Genomic DNA, 19,316 nt, shown 5'->3' on the forward strand with positions numbered 1-19,316 from the left:
GCATAATTATAGAAATATATTTTGTGTTTTATGTGCTTTCTGTGGCTAATTAAAAAATGAACAAAAAACAAACCGACATATTCCCCCAGGCTGACGTTCCCCAGGCCAACGTCCCCCTGGCCGACCGGATGCGGCCCCGCACCTTGGACGAGGTGGTGGGCCAGGAGCACCTGATCGGGCCGGGCAAGGTGCTTAGGAATCTTATAGAGTCCGGGCAGATCCCCTCGCTTATCTTCTGGGGGCCGCCAGGCTCGGGCAAGACCACTTTGGCCCGGGTGCTGGCCAACACCGTCCAGGCCAACTTCGTGGAGTTCTCGGCGGTGACCTCGGGCATCAAGGAGATCAAGGAGGTCATCAAGGAGGCCGAGCAGAAGCGGGCGGTGCGGGGCGCGCGCACCATCCTCTTCGTGGACGAGATCCACCGCTTCAATAAGGCCCAGCAGGACGCCTTTCTGCCCCACGTGGAAAAGGGCACGGTGGTGCTTATCGGGGCCACCACCGAGAACCCCTCGTTCGAGGTGATCTCGGCCTTGCTGTCCCGTTCCAAAGTGCTGATACTGAAGGGGCTGGAGGCTGCCCACATACTTTCGATATTGCAGAGAGCGATCAACAGCGAACTCGGCCTCAAACCCCTTCAAGTGACCGCTGAGTCCGATGCTCTGGAGTTCATCTCCCAGGCCTGCCAGGGCGACGCCCGCACCGCGCTCAATGCATTGGAGATCGCTGTCTCCATGGCCAAGCCCGATGCTTCCGGGAGGCTGACAGTGACACTGCACCTGGCCGAGGAGGCCATGCAAAAGAAATCCCTGCTCTACGACAAGGCCGGGGAGGAGCACTACAACCTGATCTCGGCCCTGCACAAGTCCCTGCGCGACTCCGACCCCGACGGATCGCTGTACTGGCTGGCCCGGATGCTGGCCTCGGGCGAAGATCCGCTTTACGTGGCCCGGCGGATGATCCGCTTTGCCGCCGAGGACATCGGCCTGGCCGACCCCAATGCCCTGCTGATAGCCAACCAGGCCAAGGACACTTATCACTTCCTGGGCTCCCCCGAGGGCGAGCTGGCTTTGGCCCAGGCCTGCCTTTATTTAGCCCTGGCTCCCAAGAGCAACTCGGTCTACAAGGCCTACGGCGCGGTGCAGCGGGAGATCGAACAAAGCGGGGCCATGCCGGTGCCGCTGGTGATCCGCAACGCGGTCACCAAGCTGATGAAGGAGGTGGGTTACGGGGCCGGTTACCGTTACGCCCACGACGAACCGGACGCCAAGGTGGACCAGCAGCACCTGCCGGACGAGATCAAAAATAAGAAATTCTATTCCCCCTCCGACCGGGGCTGGGAGGGCCGGAAGAAAAAAGAGCGGGAAGGGAATTGAACGATCCCCGATTTTTCCCAAAAACACTTGACTTTGGTGTTTTCTGTTATTATAATGAAGTGTTGAAATTTATCCGAAATCATAAACTTTTGGAGGACTTGATAGAATGAAACTGAAGAATATTCTTATGGCGCTGTGTCTGCTGGCTGTGGCCGCGGTCTCCTTCGCCATGCCGCCGTTTCAGGGCATTCAGGAACCCGAAGCCTTGAAGGTTATGCGTCTGCAGGGAATGGACAGCCCCCTGCGCGGACATGAAAGGGAACTGAGCCTCAAATCCAAATCGGCCAAGATCTCCGGCAGCCGCAGCTACCCAGTGGTGATGGGCTACTTCACCGACCTGGCGGCTACCAACACCCAGGCCGACTTTCAGAACCTGCTGTTCAACACCGGGACTCAGGTCAAATCCGTCAACAACTACTACCGCGACATGTCTTACAACGCCATGAGCTGTTCGGGTGCTGTTGATATCTGGCGCACCAGCAACAATACGGTTTCTTATTATGGCGGCGGGAATTACGGGATGAACGGTGGAACTACCGCCAACACATACGAGTTCATTAAAAAAGTGCTGGCCCATGCCGACTCTTTCGTGGATTTTTCCACCGGTTATGACCAGAACGACGACGGTTATGTGGATGTCCTGTGGGTGGTCCATGCCGGCAAGGGTGCGGAGGAGACAGGCAGCGTCAACAATATTTGGTCACATAGTTTTTACTTGTCAGGTTATGGCAGTGGTGCCACCTATTATACCACCAACGATCCATGGCCGGGTCACGCCGGGCAGTATATGAAGATTGACGATTACATCATCATGCCGGAGCGCACCAATTATGCCGACGGGAATGCAGGTAATACCGAGCAAATAGGCTGCGGAGTATTCTGCCATGAGTTCGGCCATGCCATTGGACTGCCGGATCTCTATGATACCGATGCCTATGGTTATGGTTCCGGCTCCGGCCTGGGCAACTGGTCTTTGATGGCCGGCGGTTCCTGGGGCGGAAACGGCATCACCAACGCTCGGCCGGCGGCGTTGGATGTCTGGGCCCGGCGCTTTCTGGGCTGGGCTAGTCCCGCTCTGGTGACCAACGACAACCTTTACACTGTAAACGGAATCATGGCCACGGCCACGGGCAGCAGCTACAAGCTGGCCAGGCTAGGGTCCGACACTACTAAACAATTCTGGCTGATTGAGAACCGCTACGAACTGGGGATGGGTCCGGTCAGCAGCGTCCGCTGGGATTCCCTGCTTCTGTCCACTTCTCCGGGCGGCCTGGCCATCTACCACATAGACAGCACCTATACCACCACCACCTACCTTTCCAACAACACCGTCAACAATAAGTATACCAGCGGCGGCGTGGCCCGGCCCTATGGCGTGGCCATGGAGGAGACCGACATGACCACTGCCGGGTATTCTTCGGAACTGTGGAACGGCAGCAGCAGCGACGCTGCAGATATTTGGATGTCATCCACCCAGGCCAGCTTCGACAGCAACGGCACTGCCTATCCGGTCACCTACCTCAACGGTACTTCATCGACCACCGGAGGGTCCCACACCATGACCGCTATCCGGGCCATCCCGGCCGGCTCGGCCGCCATGGCTTGCAGCATGTTCGTAGCCGTTCCCACCGGGGTGGAGGGCCAGCCCCAGGCCGGACCGATGCCGGAGGCCTTCGTTCTCGGCAACTCATATCCCAACCCGGCCAAAGGCCAGATTACTTTCAGTTATCAATTACCCAAAGCCGGACGGGCCAGTTTGGAAATATACAATATGCTGGGACAAACTGTACAGAAGTTCGACCTGGGATTTAAGCCCGCCGGAACACACAGCCTGAATTGGAATACATCGCAACAGGTCCAGGGTGTATATTTCTACCGCCTTCAGTCTGGTGATTACAGCAGTACCAAGAAATTGGTGGTGGTGAAATAATTCCCGGGGAGCAATTACCGGACGCAGGCTTCGACAAAGGCTCAATCGAACGATTCCAGCAGATTTTACTGATCGTAAAAAACATTTGAAATTCATTCTTCAACAGATCGTCATCAATAGGCAATATACCAGAAAATAATTTTTTTAAGGGACGCCGGGACAAAATCCCGGCGTCTTTTTATTCTTAAGCCCTAACCTGATGTCATTAAAGCAATAGGGGCGACGGGCAAAGTTGATTTTAACACTTGACAAATATATATTTTTTAGATATACTTACTATCTTTACTGGAAAACCAGCCCTTGAATATATAACAGCTTTGGGGGCTTATAATTAGCTAATTCAGGAGGACCAAAGATATCTATGAAGACCTATGTAGCCAAAAAGGGCGAACTGGATCAAAAATGGTTTCTGGTCGATGCCAGCGGGATCCCGCTGGGGCGGCTGGCATCCAAGGTGGCCCATGTGCTGCGGGGCAAGGGCAAGCCGCAATATACCCCCAATCTGGACTGCGGCGATCACGTGGTGATCGTCAACGCGGCCAAGGTGCGGCTGACCGGCAGCAAACTGCAGAACAAGACGCTTAAGCGCCACAGCGGTTTTCAGGGCGGCCTGCGGACCGACAAGTACCAGGACCTGATGGTTCAGCGGCCGGAGAAGGTGATAGAACTGGCGGTCAAGGGTATGCTGCCCAAGACCACCCTGGCCCGCTCCAATTTCAGCAAACTGCATGTCTACGCCGGGGACGAGCATCCCCACGCCGCCCAGGGCCCCAAGGCAGTGACCCTGTAATCTTTTTACAGTAAAATTCCTCTACCCCATAAAATATTAGGAGGTTCAATGGACCAGGCTGTTTTCAAAGCAACCGGAAGACGCAAACGTTCGGTGGCCCAGGTTAAAATGGTTCCCGGCCAGGGGAAGATCATCATCAACGAGAGGACCTGCGAGGATTACCTTTGCCGGCCCACCTTGGTGATGCAGGTCAAGCGGCCCTTTGAGCTGACCGCTACCGTAGGCAAGTACGACATCACTGCCAAGGTGGACGGCGGAGGCATAGCCGGCCAGGCCGGAGCCCTTACTTTGGGCATCTCCCGGGCCCTGCTGTTGGCCTCCCAGGAAATGCGGCCACCGCTTAAATCCAACGGCCTGCTGACCCGCGATCCCCGGGAAAAAGAGCGCAAGAAATACGGACAGAAAAAGGCCCGCAAGCGCTTCCAGTTCTCCAAGCGTTAATATCAACGAGCTTACAGCTTTAAGCCTAAGGCTGTAAGCTTTATCACACACGTCCGATCAAATCCCCGGGCGGGGGTGTCACCGGCGGCCAAAGGCCTCAGGTGATCCTGTCCGGTTTCGGGCGGAGGAACAACCAACAAAAAATCAGGAGGATCTTTACTTGGCCAATTACACCATCAAAGACCTGCTGGAGGCCGGAGTCCATTTCGGCCACCAGGCTCCCCGCTGGAACCCCAAGATGAAGAAGTTCATCTTTGATGAGCGCGACGGCATCCACATCATCGACCTGCAGAAGACCATGAAATGCCTGGAGACCTCGCTCAATACCATCAGCAAGCTGGCCGAGCAGGGCGAAGAGTTCATGTTCGTGGGCACCAAGAAACAGGCGGCCGACGTCATCAGGGAAGAGGCTATGCGCTGCCAGATGCACTATGTGGCGGAACGCTGGCTGGGCGGACTGCTGACCAACTTCGCCACCATCCAGAAAAGCATCCGCCGGTTAAAAGATTTGGACAAACTGTCGGAAGCCAATTTTGCCGGATATACCAAAAAGGAGATCCTGGGCCTGGAACGGGAGCAGAAGAAACTGGAGACCGTGCTCTGCGGCGTCAAGGAAATGCACCGGCTGCCGGGTGTGGTTTTCGTGGTGGACTGCAAAAAGGAGAAGCTGGCCATAGCCGAGGCCACCAGGCTGGAAGTGCCAGTGGTGGCCATGGTGGACACCAACGTTGATCCCGACGGTATCACCTATCCCATTCCGGCCAACGACGACGCCCTGCGCTCCATCAAGCTGATCACCGCCCTGGTGGCCGACGCCATCATCGACGGGCGGGCCAGGTTCCAGAAGGAGCAGGAAGCCCATCACCAGTCGGCAGCCGAGGGCAAGGAAGCTCCGGGCGGAGCCGCCGCCCCCAAACGGCATCTTTCGGACCGCCGTCCCCCCAGGCCCCAGACCGGCCGGAGCAATGACGGCCGGGGCGGAGATAACCGGGGCTCGGGCCCCCGCCGTGACGGACAATCCTCCCCCGGCCGCGGGGGAAGCGGACCCAGGACCGGAGGGGCTCATTCACCCAAGCCGGTGGCCCATGCCTCCCACAAGGCCGAAGAGAAGAAATAAGCCCATTTGATCATCAAATCATTCGGGGATGCCCAGCAGGCAATAAAACTAAGATACCGTTGACAGGATTTACAGGATTTTAATTTTAGTTTGTGATCAATCCCGTGAAATCATGTTCATCCTGTCTATCCCCGGGAATACCTAATAGTAATATAATTTCAACAACTCCAATTCAATAATTTCAAATCTGGATATAAAATGTCCTTTACTGCCGAAGACGTAAAAAAGCTCCGGGAAAAGACCGGGGTCGGGATGATGGTCTGCAAGGAGGCCCTCACTTCTTCAAACGGGAACGTAGAAGAGGCCGTGGAATACCTGCGTAAAAAGGGCCTGGCCATGGCCGAAAAGAAAGCCGGCCGGGCCACCGCCGACGGTTTGATCGGGATCGAGATCGCCTCCGACGGTAAGACCGCCGTGATGATAGAAGTCAATTGCGAGACAGATTTCGTGGCCAAGACCGAACAGTTCAAGGGTCTGGTCAAAAGCCTTGCTCAGTGGGCCCTGGGACAGAACAAGGAAACCCTGACCGCCGCCGATCTAGCCCCGGAGCAGCTGGAACAGGTGAAACTGACGGTCGCCAAGGTGGGCGAGAACTGCCAGTTCAAGCGGGGCGAGAAGATCCACAGCCAAACGGGTCTGGTGGAAGGCTACCTGCATCTGGGCAGCAAGCTGGGGGTGCTGGTGGAACTGGACGGAGGCAACTCGCCGGAGGTCAAGGCCCTGGCCCGGGATCTGGCCATGCAGGTGGCGGCCTCTTCTCCCCAGTGGCTTTCCCGCAAGCAGGTTCCGGCCGAGGTGCTGGAAAAGGAAAAGGCCATCTACCAGGAGCAGGTGCGGGGCGCCGGCAAGCCGGAGAACGTGGTTGAAAAGATCGTGAACGGCAAGATAGAAAAATTCTACTCCGAGGTCTGCCTGGTGGAACAGGCTTACGTCAAGGATCCCCAGAAGAGCGTGGAGGCCACGGTCAAGGAAACAGCCGCCAAGGCCGGGGCGGCCCTGGAAGTCAAGCGCTTCATCCGTTTCCGCCTGGGGGAATAACTGCCAAAGACCAGACAGGATTTACATGATTAACCGGATTTTTTACGAAAAAAACACTAATCCGGTCGAAGCCTGAAACAAATTACTCCCCTGGCGTGTTTCCTGCCCCATTTGATGTTCTACCACCCATAACAAGGGGGACCAAAGTTGGAAAAGGCTCTTAAATATCAAAGGATTTTACTGAAGCTTTCCGGAGAGACCCTGGGCGGCGCGGCCGGCCAGGGTCTGGACATTCCCTCGGTGGAACGGATAGCCGGGGAGGTCCTTTCGGTAAAGGAGCTGGGGATATCGGTGGGCGTGGTTATAGGGGGCGGCAACCTGATGCGGGGCGGATGTCTGAAGAACGACAGCATCCCCCGGGTGACCGCCGATAACATCGGGATGCTGGGAACCGTCATCAATTCGCTGGCCCTGCAGAGCATGCTGGAGCATCTGGGATGCCAGACCAGGGTGATGACCGCCGTGGACATGCCCAAATTCGCCGAGCCCTTCATACGGCGGCGGGCCTTGCGCCATCTGGACAAGGGCCGGGTGGTGATAATGGCGGCCGGCACCGGTAACCCATACTTTTCCACCGACACCGCCGCCGCCCTTAGGGCGGTGGAGATCGGAGCCCAGGCAATATTCAAGGGCACCAAGGTGGACGGGGTCTACGACTGCGATCCCTTGAAGAACAATAAGGCCGTGCGATACGATTCACTGAGCTACGAAAAGGTGCTGGCTGACCAGTTGAAGGTGATGGACGCCACCGCGGTTTCGTTATGCCGGGAAAATTCCATGCCCATCATAGTATTCAATCTTAACCACCCCGGGACCCTAAAAAAGATTTTACTGGGGGAAAACCTGGGAACAACAGTTAAGGAGTGACGACATGCTGCAGAAAGTTTATCAGGACCTGGGACACAAAATGGACAAGGCGGCCGAAGTACTAAAGAACGAATTCGCCGGGATCCGCACCGGGCGGGCCAATCCGGCCCTGCTGGACGGGATCAAAGTGCTCTGCTACGGCGCCCTGACCCCCTTGAATCAGGTGGCCGGCATCTCAGTGCCCGAGTCCAGGCTGCTTCTGATCCAGCCCTGGGACAAGAGTGTGCTGGGCGAGATAGAAAAGGCCATCCTCAAGTCGGATCTGGGACTGACACCGGCCAACGACGGCAAGGTGATCCGGCTGCCCATCCCCACCCTGACCGAGGAACGGCGCCACGATCTGGTGAAGGTGGTCAAAAAGATGGCCGAGGAGAGCCGGGTGGCGGTTCGTAACATCCGCCGGGAGTCAAATGAAGAGGTCAAGAAGCTGGAGAAGGACAAGAAGATCTCCGAGGACGAAAGCAAGACCGCCCATGACAAGATCCAGGAGATGACCGACAAGCACATAGCCCAGCTGGAGGAGCTGCTCAAGAAAAAAGAAAAAGAGATAATGGAAGTATAAGACAGCCCAAACAAGGAGAACAAGCAAAATGCCATTTGTCATCAGCGATGATTGCGTAGCCTGCGGCAGCTGCGTAGATTCCTGTCCCAACGGAGCCATAGTGGAAGGTGAGGATAAGTTCGAGATAACCGAGGACTGCGTGGACTGCGGAGCCTGCGTGGATTCCTGCCCGGTCAACGCCATCAAGGAAGCTTGATTCATTTAAGCTCTCCGGCCTTTGTTTTTTAAGGCGCTTCCCCTGGGGATACAGGCTTTACCCTGTCAGTTGAAAAGCCCGCTCCCTTTTAAAGCGGAGGCGCCTTGATGCATCAACTCGAGAGGAATTACCTGACACTGAATCCACTGACGGTATACTGATTTTGTCCGGCACCGGTCTCACATTCTGTAAAAACCCTATGATTTATGGAGTCCAGCAGTGTCCTGCAGTGTCTAAAAATACTGCAGAGCATCCAATTTACCATTTGATTTGTCATGAAGATTTCCATCGCAGGGGAAACCCACCAACTAAAGCGCCTGCCGGTCCATGTGGCGGTGATCATGGACGGCAACGGGCGCTGGGCCAAAAAGCGCGGCCTGCCCCGGCTGGCCGGGCACCGGGCCGGTATGAGGTCGGTGAAGACCATCGTCAACGCCAGCGGCCAGATCGGCGTCAAATACCTGACGCTCTACGCCTTCTCGGTGGAGAACTGGCTGCGCCCCAGGGCCGAGGTTTCCGGCCTGATGAAGATCCTGCGGGAATACCTGGTCAAAGAAGTGGACGAGCTGGACACCAAGAGGGTGAAGATAATCACCACCGGCCGCACCGCCGACCTGGAGGACAATGCCCGCAGGATACTGGAGGACTCCATCGCCCGCACCAGGCACAACAAGGGGCTGGTGCTGAACCTGGCGCTTTCCTACGGCGGCCGGGCCGAATTGGTGGACGCCTTCAAAAAGATGTCGCATGACCTCTTTGCCCATAAGGTGCAGGCCGGGAAGATAGATGAGCAGTTGATCCAAAGATACCTGTACCACCCGGAGGTGCCGGACCCGGACCTGATCATCAGGACCTCGGGCGAGAGCCGGCTTTCCAACTTTCTGATCTGGCAGGCGGCCTATGCCGAGTATTATTTCACCGAAGTTCTGTGGCCGGATTTCGGGGAAGAGGACTTGTACCGGGCACTGGTGGAGTACCAGCAGAGGGAGAGAAGGTTCGGAAAGGTGTAGCTGAATTAATTTCTTAACGTCTAAAGGCTAAAAATTGGATATTTACCGTTAATAAATCGGGCTGATTTAGATGCAGTCCGATTTTTTCTTTTTTCTCAATAAATCTCTTGCAAACAAGGGGTTATATGTGGTATTTTTAAATGTTAAACTACTTAAAGGGATATAATGAAAAAAGCCATTTTTGCTCTATTCTTGCTATTGTCATTTGGTTCGCTTTGGGCCGAAGATTCCAAAGACTTGGACCTTAAACACTGGGCTTATCCGGTACTGCAGAGGTTCGAAGCCAGGGGCTGGCTGGTGCTTCCGGCCACACGGCCCTATAACTACGGCCAGGTCGCCGCTGTATTGGGTAAAATGAAGGAGGTCGTTTCCTCTAACCAGGTGACCCTTTCAACGGCCGACCAATACAACTGGGACAGGCTTTCCCAGGAGTTCCTGGCCGAACCCGCGAAACCCCGGCTGGTGGAAAAGGACCTGTTGTCCGTGGGCGACGAGAACCTGACATTCAATGCCGACGGGGCGCTTTGGCCCAGGGACGAGATCAGTAATTTAGGCGCTCCCCGCTATTCGCTGACCGGACAGGTGGATTTCGGCGGCAGTATCAAGGGGACAATGATCTTTGACCAGAGGCTGTCGTTCCTGGTGGAAAAGGAGAACGCCAAGGTGGAGAAGACCTCGGCCACCCAGACCGCCTGGCGGGGAGGAAAGTTAGTGATAGACTGGTCGTATTTCCGGGTCAAGCTGCCCTGGCTCTATGTCACATTGGGCCGGCAGCAGCACTGGTGGGGGCCGGGCCGGGTGGGCACCCTGCTGGTCTCGGACAACGCACCAGCTTTTGACGCCTTGAACCTCAAAGTTGATTACAAACGTGTCGGCCTGGAATCCTTCGCCGGGATACTGGGCACCGAGCAGCAGCGCTTCTTTTCCGGGCATCGGGCCACCTTCAGACTGTTCAAGAGCCTGGATCTGGGGGTTTCCGAAGTGGTGATCTACAAGGCCAAGAACATAGACCCGGTATACATCAATCCCCTGCTCCCGTTCTACGGTACCCAGTGGAACGAGCGGGAGGACGACAACGTGGTGTGGGCGGCCGATGCCGCCTGGAACGCCTTTAACGGCTGCAAGGTCTACGGCGAACTGCTGATGGATGATGTCCAGTACGAGCAGGACCCTCCGGCCCCTCAGAAACTGGGTTTTCTGGCCGGGTTCCACCTGGCCGACCCGCTGGGCCTGCCCGACACCGATGTCAAGATGGAATACGCCGGGAACCAGAAATGGGTCTACGGCCACCGCAGGTTCGCCAACCGCTATGCCGGCGGCGACAGCCTGAGCATCATCGGCCACTTTATCGGCACCGATGCCGACCTGTTTGACCTGAAGCTGGAACACAGATTACATCCCCGGTTCAACCTGGGTCTGGAGTACACGCTGGAACGGCACGGCCAGGGAAGCATCTCTGACAGCCTGATCTACGGGAACCAGATCATTTACGTTGACGGCGACCCGTATACCACCGGCGGGGTATTGGGAACAGACACGGTGGCCCTGAGCACTGGCTTTTTGACCGGAACCATCCAGCGGCGGGACCTTGGGGCTCTGTACTTCAGCTGGCAGCCCTGGCACTGGGTGGTCTTTGACGCCAAATTCTGGCTGGCTTATACCAAAGATCCCGGCAACCTGGCGGGACTGGGGTTCAATGACCGGGGAGCGGAGATAAGTTTAAAGCTGGATTACTGACCCCTCCCTTTGTCCCTCCCCGCTTCGGAGAGGGAAGGATTGAGTTTAGTGTTATTTTGTCGCCGGTGTAAATAAAAAATCATGTAAATCCTGTCAAAAAGAAACGTGCTAAATAAGATAACCGCTGCCATAAAACTATCCCGTCCCGGGAACGTGGCCATCACCGGACTTTCGGTGCTGGTGGGAACTTCAGGCTATGGGCTCAAAGCGCATGCCTCGGGTATCGTCATGGCGGTGGTCTCGGCCATGCTGATAGCCTCCGGGGGCAACAGCCTCAACGATTATTACGATCTTGAGATCGACAAGATCAACCGGCCCCAAAGACCATTGCCATCTGGTTTGCTCCAATATAGAACAGCAGTTTATCTGGGATCAGCTGAAATCATTTTGGGACTGGCCCTGGCTTATTTCATCGGCATCAAACCGTTGCTGCTGGCGCTGACAGTCTCAGTCCTGTTGTGGCTCTACGCCGCCCGGGGCAAAAGGATGGGGCTGTCCGGAAATCTGGCTGTGGCGCTGGTCTGCGGGCTGGCCTTTGTCTACGGCGGGCTGACAGTGGAGAATGTGGGGATCTCACTTTTCCCGGCCGGGTTCGCCTTTCTGATGCACCTGTCACGGGAGATCATCAAGGACGTTCAGGACCGGAGCGGGGACCTGTCGCAGGGCGCCAGGACCCTGCCCATAACCTGGGGGGCGGAGAGGTCACTTAAGCTGGCGGCGGCGGTGCTGATGGTCCTGATAACCCTGACCCCGGTCCCTTATCTGCTGGGCATTTACAACATCCGTTACCTGCTGGCCGTGATCCTGGGAGTGGACCTGATGCTGGCCATGATGATCATGAAACTTTTGACCGTCCCCCGGGACGAGGACCTGGCCCGGATAAGCTTTTTCATGAAGATAGTGATGCTGGTGGGGATCATGGCCATCAGCCTGGGACTTTAACCGAATGCAAATAGCAAATATAAAAAATCAAAAATTAAATACTTTAAGATTGAACTGATATTATGTCTATATTCCAAGCGCTGATACTGGGGCTGATCCAGGGGCTGACCGAATTCCTGCCGGTGTCCAGTTCCGGGCATCTGGCCCTGGCCGAAAGACTGTTCGGATTGTCCGGCGATAATTTGAGGTTCGAGGTCTTCGTGCACCTGGGGACGCTGCTGGCGGTGGTGATCTTCTTTCGCCTCAAGATATGGAAACTGATCAAGTCGGTCTTCACGGGGCGGATGTATTACCAGGAAGGCTGGCACTTCACCGACGACAACCTGCGGCTTTCCCTGCTGCTGATCCTGGCCACCATCCCGGCGGCCTTCATCGGCTACAAGTTTGACGACGTCATCGAGCAGGCCTTTGCCAGCCCCATAGCGGTCTCGGCCTTTCTGCTGGTCACCGGGACCATCCTGTTTTTGACCCGCTTTGTAAAAAGCCAAGAAGGGAAGATCAACTGGTGGCGGGCCCTGGTCATCGGCCTGGCCCAGGCGGTGGCCATACTGCCGGGAGTGTCGCGCTCGGGCAGCACCATTGCCGCCGGGATCTTCACCAGGATGAAACAGGAGAAGGCGGCCGAGTTCTCGTTCCTTTTGTCCATTCCCATCATCCTGGGGGCCGGGGTGGTCAAACTGAAGGACATGCTGGAGACCGGCCTGCCGTCCTCTGAGCTGTTAATGATCACAGTGGGGGCCATTGCCGCAGCATTGTCAGGTTACTGGGCCATCAAGGTAATGCTGCATCTTGTCAAAAAAGGCCGGCTGGAATATTTTGCCTATTACTGCTGGGCGGTGGGCTTGGCCGGCTTGGTTTGGTTTGCGTTAGTCAAGTAGTAGCGATCACTTATGTTCTTTTCTTTTTGTACCGCCAAAAAGCAAAGAACCAAAAGAAAAAGCTCGTCGCTTAAAACTCTCCGGGCCACGCTTACGCCCTGTCTACGCATAGCTTCTGCTGGCAAGCAGGGCTTCAGCGGGCCAGCGTTGCGCTTCTCGTTGCCGGCGGGCTTGTCTGAACTCGGGCTTTGGCCAAGCCCTCAAACAGACCAGACAAGCTTTTTCCGTCATCAACTGCGGTGCTCACTGATCGTTTTAATGCGACATACCAGGTGTGATGCCTGTTTATTAGCCGATATCCGTAACTAAAATTAATGCAATCTGCGTGTGTCATTCGGTTGACGCTCATGACGACGTCTGCGAAATCTGCGGATTGAAAAATGAAATAAATAATAAATGAAAAAACAAAAAACAAATCCGCTGAAGATAGGGCTTCTGATAATAGCCGGCGCCCTGATCGCCGTGGCCATCACCGGGGCTTTTTACCGGACCAACGACCCCGAACCGGCGGCATGGCCGACCACTCCCGGGATCCTTTGGGCACTGATCCTATCAGCGGTTTACGCGACCCTGATCTGGCGGACCGTCAGCCGGGAGAGCCGCCAGCGCTGGCAGCTGTGGACCCTGCTGCTGCTGACCGCCGTCACCGTCATGGCCGTGCAGCAGACAGGGGGCTTGAACTCACCCTGGCTGTTCACCTATCTCCTTCTGACCCTGCTGGCGCTTTACCGGGCTGAGGAGAAATGGCAGCTCCTGGCCCCGGCCATCCTGCTGCTGACCGAGGGCGGATCCGCCTGGTTCCATCAGATGATCCCGGGACCGGCCCTGTACCGGCTGGGCGGGCTGCTGCTGTTCCTGGTCTCGGCTTTTACAGTGGGCAGGCTTTTGCTGAAGCGCAGTTTCTCGCCGGCCCAAAACCAGGAGGATGAACCGGAGCGGGAGGCCCTTGTCCCGTCATCAGAACTGAAGAACGACCTGCAGTCCCTGGCCTCGCTGATGCACGCCAGCCTGGGCGCCAAGACGGCCGCCTTTTTCCGGCTGGACCCTTCGGCCAATTACCTTAAACTAGCGGCCTGCCGCAGCTACAGCGCCGAGATCATCAAGGAAGCGGCTCTGGACGCCCAGAAGGGGATTTTGGGCTGGGTGGTCAAGGAAAAACAGGCCCTGCTCTATCCGGTCTTTTCCAAGGATTCCAAGGACCTGGGATATTACGCCAGGTCCGAGCCGCTCAGATCCCTTCTGGCCGTGCCCATCATCATGGAGAACCGGGTGGAGGGGATCGCAGTGGCCGACAGCGAGGATGAGAACCATTTCAACGAAGGTTCCAAGGCCCTGCTGGCCGGCTTCGCCGAGGAGGCGGCCCGGCTGATGATCCTCCACCAGAGCCATTCGGCCCTGGGGCTGGAGGGGGAGCGGCTTAAGGAATGGAACCGCTACCTGGAGCAGATGGCCAACCGGCTGAGGGTGGACGAGGTGATAGAGATCATGGGAAAGCTGATCCCCGAGCTGGTTCCCTGCGACCACCTGGTACTGCTGCAGGTGCCGGAGTCCGGCGATATCTGCCGGGTGCTGCTGGCCGAGCCGGCCGCCGCCGGGTTCCCGGCCCCGGGGACGGAACTGGACATCTCCGGCACCTTATGCGAACAGACTGTGCGCATCCTGGAATGGCGCAAGGTGGACGATTTTTACCGCCGCTCGCTGGGCCTGTTCCGGTTCAGCCGGGAGGAGAGGCAGGACCACGGGTTCCGCTCGGTGCTGGCCGCGCCGTTGACATACGAAGGTGTCTGCCATTACATCCTGGTGCTGGAAAGCCGCAAACCATACGCCTTTGAGGCCGAGGCCGAGACCCTGCATATTCTTTTAAGCCAGTTCTCGCTGGCCCTGCGCAGCGCGGCCCTCTACCAGGAGAAGGAGCAGATGGCCATCCGCGACGGCCTGACGGGGCTGGCCAACCACCGCCGTTTCCAGGATTACCTGGCCGAGACCCTGGCCAAGTCAGACGGCAAGCCGGTGGGGGTGGCGCTTTTCGATATCGACTTCTTTAAAAAGCTTAACGACAATTACGGGCACCCCATCGGCGACGCGGTGCTTAAGGAAGTGGCGGCCCGGCTGAAGGCCAACATTTCCAAGTATGACTTCGTGGCCCGCTACGGCGGGGAGGAGTTCATAGCGGTGTGGCCGGGCAGGACCGACAAGGAGGCCGAGGTCCTGGCCGAAGGGTTGAGGCAGGCCATCGGGAACGAAAAATTCTCCACCACCGCCGGGGAACTGCCGGTGACGGTAAGCCTGGGAGTGGCCTCGTATCCCCAGGATTCCAACAACAAGCCGGATCTGATCAAGGCCGCCGACGAGGCGCTGTATGCAGCCAAGAAGGCGGGGAGGAACCGGGTGGTGAGATACGTGAACATTACAAAAGAAACCAGTAAACAATAGCAAATAATTGTTGTGTCATTATGATAAAGCATATGCTGATAGTTTATTTTAGAGGATAGAATGAAGAAAATAAAATATTTCATATTTAAACATATGCATGCAATTGCATTACTTATATGTAGCTTCACCCTTTTATGGTTAATACAACAGAAACCTTTAAAGTATTATGGTTTATGGATTTTGTGGCTGATTCAAGTTATTGTTTTGTTTCGCAATATAAATACATTTGGTAAAAAACGTAAGGGTGTGTTTGCTGATTATGACGATAAAACAAACAGGCCAATAAAAGTAAGGGCTTACGATGAGTACAATGTTGCTAATCTAATAGATTTAATAAAGGCAAGAATAAAGCTTATTAACCATTGTAAAACCTCCTATATCTTAGGTATCAATGGGGCTTGGGGCATTGGTAAAACAAGCATTATAAATATTGTTGAAACTGAATTAAGTAAAATATCGAAAGATTATATATTCATACACTTCAACCCATGGCATTGGAGCGGAGCTACACCAGAAACTTTAGTTAAAGCCTTAAAAGAGGCATTCGCCGAAGGGAATTATGCCAATGCAGATATAAGTGAATATTTTGATAAAATAATTGAAATATATGAGAAGGAAACAATATATACAAAGTTATTAAGTTTACTTAAAAAACGCGATACATTTGAAAATATCAAGGAAAATATAAAAACAAATATTAAAAATAAATATATTATTATTGTTGACGATCTTGACCGTTGCACTGATGAAGAATTAAGCTGTGTATTTAATTTATTAAGAGAATTTCTAAATTGGCCAAATATAATAGTTGTGCTTTGCTACGATAAAACCAGGATACAAGCAAGCAATATCGAGCTGGAAAAATTAATTGACAATGAAGTTACAATACATATTGAAAAAAGCGAAATAAGGGAGACTTTTATAAAAAAATTATCGGAAATTAATCCATTAACAGAGGTTGAACAAAGTGAACTATTAAAATGTACAACATGGGTTGATACGCCAAGAAAGATAAAGTCAGTATTAATCGATGTTCAAGCATTATGGGATGGTTTAAAAGATAAATTATATTTCCCTCATTTTGTGTCAATAACTGTATTAAATAAGGAAAATAAATACATTTACGAAATATTTGCAAATAATTTGGAAATATTTAATGATATACCCTTTAGCAAAAAAGAACAATTTAATAATATATTAGTTCGGACGGACGATGACATAAACACAGTTATTAAATATTTTAAATATTTAACAGCAAATACTTTAATATATAAAGATGGTACATGGGAAATATCAACAAGCAATAGAGAAAATAATTTCATATCACGCTTTTTACAAGAGCCTGATGTAAAGGGTATTTGGAATAACCATGTTACGGAAAGCTATTTTATTTATCGGTATGCCAAAAATATATTTAATGATTATGAGTTGGAAGATTTAAAAAATATAATTACATCAAAGGTTGGTAACAGTGAAAGTAAAATCCATAGAATAATTGATAATGTATATACTGAGGGAAAAATAAATTCGTTTATTGATCAGATTAGATACGGTATTCCTAAAGGGGGTAATGATATAAATACATTAATAATTGCAATTTGCTCATACGGCAATAATATTAGTACAATAGATTTATATCGGCACTTATTTTATATTATTAATGAAAATATAGATAATATTGATTTAGGCATTGAATGCATCAAGAGGACAAATCATATTTATCTTACAAAGGACATCTATAATTTATTAATACTTAAAAATAAACGTGTTTTCCTTGGTGGTGATTTAAATAAAGAAAAAGAAATAAAAGAAGCATTTCAAAAAAGACTGACAAATTTGTTAATTGAAGGTGATAAAACGTTTTATTCTTACGGCATAAAATTAAATGAGAGTATAGAATACTTCACTTATTTAGAATCCAGTGAGAAAATTATTGAATATATGAATAAATTGTTAACAGTTGGTAGTGATTATGAGATAGAGCATCAATATGATATACTAATTAAACGTACTGATACTGATTTTATTAAAGATGCAATACCGTTGTTAATAGTTGAAAATTATGTCGATAAAATAAATGACCAAAGGAAGCAAACAAAACTGAAGGAGATATAAATGCGTCAGATCATCAAAACAGAAAAAGCCCCGGGCGCCATCGGGCCCTATTCCCAGGGAATCGAATTTGACAACAAGCTGGTCTTCACCTCCGGCCAGATCCCGCTGGACCCCAAGACCGGCCAGTTGGTCGAGGGCGACATCAAGGCCCAGACCAAACAGGTGATGGAGAACCTGAAGGCGGTGCTGGAGGCCGGCGGCTCAAATATGAAGAAGGTCATCAAGTGCACGGTCTTTATGGCCGACATGAACGACTTTGCCGCCATGAATGAGGTCTACGGCGAATACTTCCAGCAAGCGCCCCCGGCCCGCTCGGCCTTCCAGGTGGCCCGGCTGCCCAAGGATGCGAAGATCGAGATCGAAGCGATAGCGGAAATCTGACCACAGAATACTGTCAGCCAAAGCGGGTATACTCCTTTCCTAATCACTACTCACTATTCAATAGTCAGTAGACACTAAATGGTCAAAGTGAAAGGATGGAGTATGGGAGCAAAATGTTTTAACCAGGTATTGGTCTGGCAAAAAGCGCATCAATTGACGCTAAATGTTTACCGCTATACGGAGGGGTTCCCTCGAAGGGAAATATACTGTTTGATTTCCCAAATGAGACGGGCAATGATCTCTGTTCCGGCCAATATTGCCGAGGGTTTTAAGAAAAAGGGCAAGGCCGACAAACTGCGATACATGAACATCACCCAGGGGTCATTGGAAGAATCAAGATATTACCTGATCCTGGCCGGTGATCTGGGGTACGGCAATTCAGAAAACCTGCTGTTTTCTCTGGAAGAGGTCAGCAGGCTGCTGGAAGGCTATATTCAAGGCATCATCAAGAACATGGGGACATAGTTGTTAACAGAATAATTATCATTACTGGATAGTGTCTACTGTATAGTGGATACTCCTGGGAGTTGTAGTGCAAAGACACAAGATCATCCTGAACCCCAAGGCCCACGGCGGAGAGGCGGCCGGGCATGCCGAGCAGGTCAAGTCGCTGTTCACGGCCTACGGGTTGAACTTTGAGCTGGCCCTGACCGACCACGAGGGCGACGGGGCCAGGCTGGCCAAGGAGGCCATTGAACGCGGTTTTCAGATCATCGTTGCCGCCGGCGGCGACGGGCTGGCCGGCGAAGTGGCCGGGGCTTTGGTGGGCAGCCAGGCGGTGTTCGGCATGATACCCCTGGGCTCGGGCGACGATTTTGCCAAGTCGCTTAAGATCGGCCGTTCCATACCACAGGCGGTGGAGGCCATCAGGGACCGGCAGACCATGATGGTGGATGCCGGAACGGTCAGCTCGCCGCTGCCCGGAGGGCAGAAGCTGGAACGCTACTTTTTCAACTGCGTGGGCATAGGCCTGGACGGCGAGGTGATAATAGAGAAGCTGAAGATCAAGGGCCTGCGGGACCTGAAGCTGTATCTTTGGGCCACCGTCAAGGCCCTGCTGCGTTACAAGGGCCAGAAGATGTCCTTTGACTTCGGACAGGGCAAGGTCTGGCACCAGACGCTGGTGGCCGAGATCACCAACGGCAAGAGCGTGGGCGGCGGGTATTACCTGAACCCCGGGGCCAAGGTGGACGACGGCCTGCTGGACCTCTGCCTGATCCATAAACTTACCTGGCCGGAGTTCTTTATGCATGTTCCAAAGACATTCAAGGGAAGGCATACCGACATCCGCCAGGTGACCATGGGCAAATTGACCAGGGTCACGGTGGAGTCGGAAACCCCGATGTCGGCCCAGGTGGACGGAGAGCTGTGGCCTTATGTCAACCGGTTCGATATCTCCATCGTCCCCAGGGCCCTCCAGTGCATAGCGGGTAAGGATGATGTGGGGGATAAGTTAAAAAGTTTTTCCTGAGATCCTTGAGACTTGACGGATGGTGTTTTAGCTAA

18 protein-coding genes are annotated in these 19,316 nt (G+C 53.3%); all 18 read left to right on the top strand.

Annotated features, from left to right (window positions below; genetic code table 11):
* Positions 1-56: 56 nt before the first annotated feature.
* The 18 genes from HZA73_08550 (at position 57) to HZA73_08635 (ending at position 19,281) form a co-directional block, all read left to right on the top strand.
* The gene (locus tag HZA73_08550; GenBank protein ID MBI5806080.1) at positions 57-1,373 is read left to right on the top strand and encodes a replication-associated recombination protein A; all 1,317 of its coding nucleotides are present in this window, start codon (positions 57-59) and stop codon (positions 1,371-1,373) included.
* Between the two features lie 106 nt (positions 1,374-1,479).
* Positions 1,480-3,303 (top strand): M6 family metalloprotease domain-containing protein, encoded by a 1,824-nt coding sequence (locus HZA73_08555; GenBank protein ID MBI5806081.1) that lies wholly within the window; start codon positions 1,480-1,482, stop codon positions 3,301-3,303.
* A 361-nt stretch (positions 3,304-3,664) separates the two neighbouring features.
* Complete coding sequence (gene rplM, locus HZA73_08560) at positions 3,665-4,093, top strand: 50S ribosomal protein L13 (GenBank protein MBI5806082.1); 429 nt, start codon at positions 3,665-3,667, stop codon at positions 4,091-4,093.
* A 48-nt stretch (positions 4,094-4,141) separates the two neighbouring features.
* Entirely contained in the window at positions 4,142-4,534 is a 393-nt protein-coding gene (rpsI, locus tag HZA73_08565) for a 30S ribosomal protein S9 (GenBank protein ID MBI5806083.1), read from the top strand.
* A 160-nt stretch (positions 4,535-4,694) separates the two neighbouring features.
* Positions 4,695-5,651 (top strand): 30S ribosomal protein S2, encoded by a 957-nt coding sequence (gene rpsB, locus HZA73_08570; GenBank protein MBI5806084.1) that lies wholly within the window; start codon positions 4,695-4,697, stop codon positions 5,649-5,651.
* 198 nt (positions 5,652-5,849) lie between these two features.
* Complete coding sequence (locus HZA73_08575; protein MBI5806085.1) at positions 5,850-6,689, top strand: elongation factor Ts; 840 nt, start codon at positions 5,850-5,852, stop codon at positions 6,687-6,689.
* Positions 6,690-6,836: 147 nt separating this feature from the next.
* On the top strand, positions 6,837-7,556 hold the full coding sequence (locus HZA73_08580) for a UMP kinase (protein MBI5806086.1): 720 nt from the start codon (positions 6,837-6,839) through the stop codon (positions 7,554-7,556).
* A 4-nt stretch (positions 7,557-7,560) separates the two neighbouring features.
* The gene (gene frr / locus HZA73_08585; GenBank protein ID MBI5806087.1) at positions 7,561-8,118 is read left to right on the top strand and encodes a ribosome recycling factor; all 558 of its coding nucleotides are present in this window, start codon (positions 7,561-7,563) and stop codon (positions 8,116-8,118) included.
* 28 nt (positions 8,119-8,146) lie between these two features.
* Positions 8,147-8,314 (top strand): 4Fe-4S binding protein, encoded by a 168-nt coding sequence (locus HZA73_08590; GenBank protein ID MBI5806088.1) that lies wholly within the window; start codon positions 8,147-8,149, stop codon positions 8,312-8,314.
* Positions 8,315-8,589: 275 nt separating this feature from the next.
* The gene (locus HZA73_08595; GenBank protein MBI5806089.1) at positions 8,590-9,324 is read left to right on the top strand and encodes an isoprenyl transferase; all 735 of its coding nucleotides are present in this window, start codon (positions 8,590-8,592) and stop codon (positions 9,322-9,324) included.
* 165 nt (positions 9,325-9,489) lie between these two features.
* Positions 9,490-11,061 (top strand): hypothetical protein, encoded by a 1,572-nt coding sequence (locus HZA73_08600; protein MBI5806090.1) that lies wholly within the window; start codon positions 9,490-9,492, stop codon positions 11,059-11,061.
* Positions 11,062-11,166: 105 nt separating this feature from the next.
* Positions 11,167-12,003 (top strand): geranylgeranylglycerol-phosphate geranylgeranyltransferase, encoded by an 837-nt coding sequence (locus HZA73_08605; GenBank protein ID MBI5806091.1) that lies wholly within the window; start codon positions 11,167-11,169, stop codon positions 12,001-12,003.
* 62 nt (positions 12,004-12,065) lie between these two features.
* Positions 12,066-12,881 carry an undecaprenyl-diphosphate phosphatase gene (locus HZA73_08610; protein MBI5806092.1) on the top strand — a complete coding sequence of 272 codons (816 nt, stop codon included), beginning with the start codon at positions 12,066-12,068 and terminating at the stop codon, positions 12,879-12,881.
* Positions 12,882-13,277: 396 nt separating this feature from the next.
* On the top strand, positions 13,278-15,314 hold the full coding sequence (locus tag HZA73_08615; GenBank protein MBI5806093.1) for a diguanylate cyclase: 2,037 nt from the start codon (positions 13,278-13,280) through the stop codon (positions 15,312-15,314).
* Between the two features lie 60 nt (positions 15,315-15,374).
* Positions 15,375-17,429, top strand: coding sequence for a hypothetical protein (locus HZA73_08620; protein ID MBI5806094.1), 2,055 nt, complete (start codon positions 15,375-15,377; stop codon positions 17,427-17,429).
* Entirely contained in the window at positions 17,430-17,810 is a 381-nt protein-coding gene (locus HZA73_08625; protein ID MBI5806095.1) for a RidA family protein, read from the top strand. It abuts the gene before it with no gap.
* Positions 17,811-17,912: 102 nt separating this feature from the next.
* Positions 17,913-18,275, top strand: a complete 363-nt coding sequence (locus HZA73_08630) for a four helix bundle protein (protein MBI5806096.1) — start codon at positions 17,913-17,915, stop codon at positions 18,273-18,275.
* Between the two features lie 67 nt (positions 18,276-18,342).
* A complete protein-coding gene (locus HZA73_08635) occupies positions 18,343-19,281 on the top strand; it encodes a diacylglycerol kinase family lipid kinase (GenBank protein ID MBI5806097.1) in 939 nt (312 codons plus the stop codon).
* Positions 19,282-19,316 lie beyond the last annotated feature (35 nt).

Source organism: candidate division TA06 bacterium, assembly GCA_016235665.1.
Classification (GTDB): Bacteria; Edwardsbacteria; AC1; order AC1; family EtOH8; genus UBA5202.

Bases quoted from the DNA above. Each gene is read 5' to 3' on its own strand.
- HZA73_08590 (MBI5806088.1), top strand. From the start codon at position 8,147: ATGCCATTTGTCATCAGCGATGATTGCGTAGCCTGCGGCAGCTGCGTA.
- rpsI (MBI5806083.1), top strand. From the start codon at position 4,142: ATGGACCAGGCTGTTTTCAAAGCAACCGGAAGACGCAAACGTTCGGTG.
- rplM (MBI5806082.1), top strand. From the start codon at position 3,665: ATGAAGACCTATGTAGCCAAAAAGGGCGAACTGGATCAAAAATGGTTT.
- HZA73_08595 (MBI5806089.1), top strand. From the start codon at position 8,590: ATGAAGATTTCCATCGCAGGGGAAACCCACCAACTAAAGCGCCTGCCG.
- HZA73_08550 (MBI5806080.1), top strand. From the start codon at position 57: ATGAACAAAAAACAAACCGACATATTCCCCCAGGCTGACGTTCCCCAG.
- HZA73_08625 (MBI5806095.1), top strand. From the start codon at position 17,430: ATGCGTCAGATCATCAAAACAGAAAAAGCCCCGGGCGCCATCGGGCCC.
- HZA73_08555 (MBI5806081.1), top strand. From the start codon at position 1,480: ATGAAACTGAAGAATATTCTTATGGCGCTGTGTCTGCTGGCTGTGGCC.
- HZA73_08575 (MBI5806085.1), top strand. From the start codon at position 5,850: ATGTCCTTTACTGCCGAAGACGTAAAAAAGCTCCGGGAAAAGACCGGG.
- HZA73_08615 (MBI5806093.1), top strand. From the start codon at position 13,278: ATGAAAAAACAAAAAACAAATCCGCTGAAGATAGGGCTTCTGATAATA.
- frr (MBI5806087.1), top strand. From the start codon at position 7,561: ATGCTGCAGAAAGTTTATCAGGACCTGGGACACAAAATGGACAAGGCG.
- HZA73_08620 (MBI5806094.1), top strand. From the start codon at position 15,375: ATGAAGAAAATAAAATATTTCATATTTAAACATATGCATGCAATTGCA.
- HZA73_08600 (MBI5806090.1), top strand. From the start codon at position 9,490: ATGAAAAAAGCCATTTTTGCTCTATTCTTGCTATTGTCATTTGGTTCG.
- HZA73_08630 (MBI5806096.1), top strand. From the start codon at position 17,913: ATGGGAGCAAAATGTTTTAACCAGGTATTGGTCTGGCAAAAAGCGCAT.
- HZA73_08610 (MBI5806092.1), top strand. From the start codon at position 12,066: ATGTCTATATTCCAAGCGCTGATACTGGGGCTGATCCAGGGGCTGACC.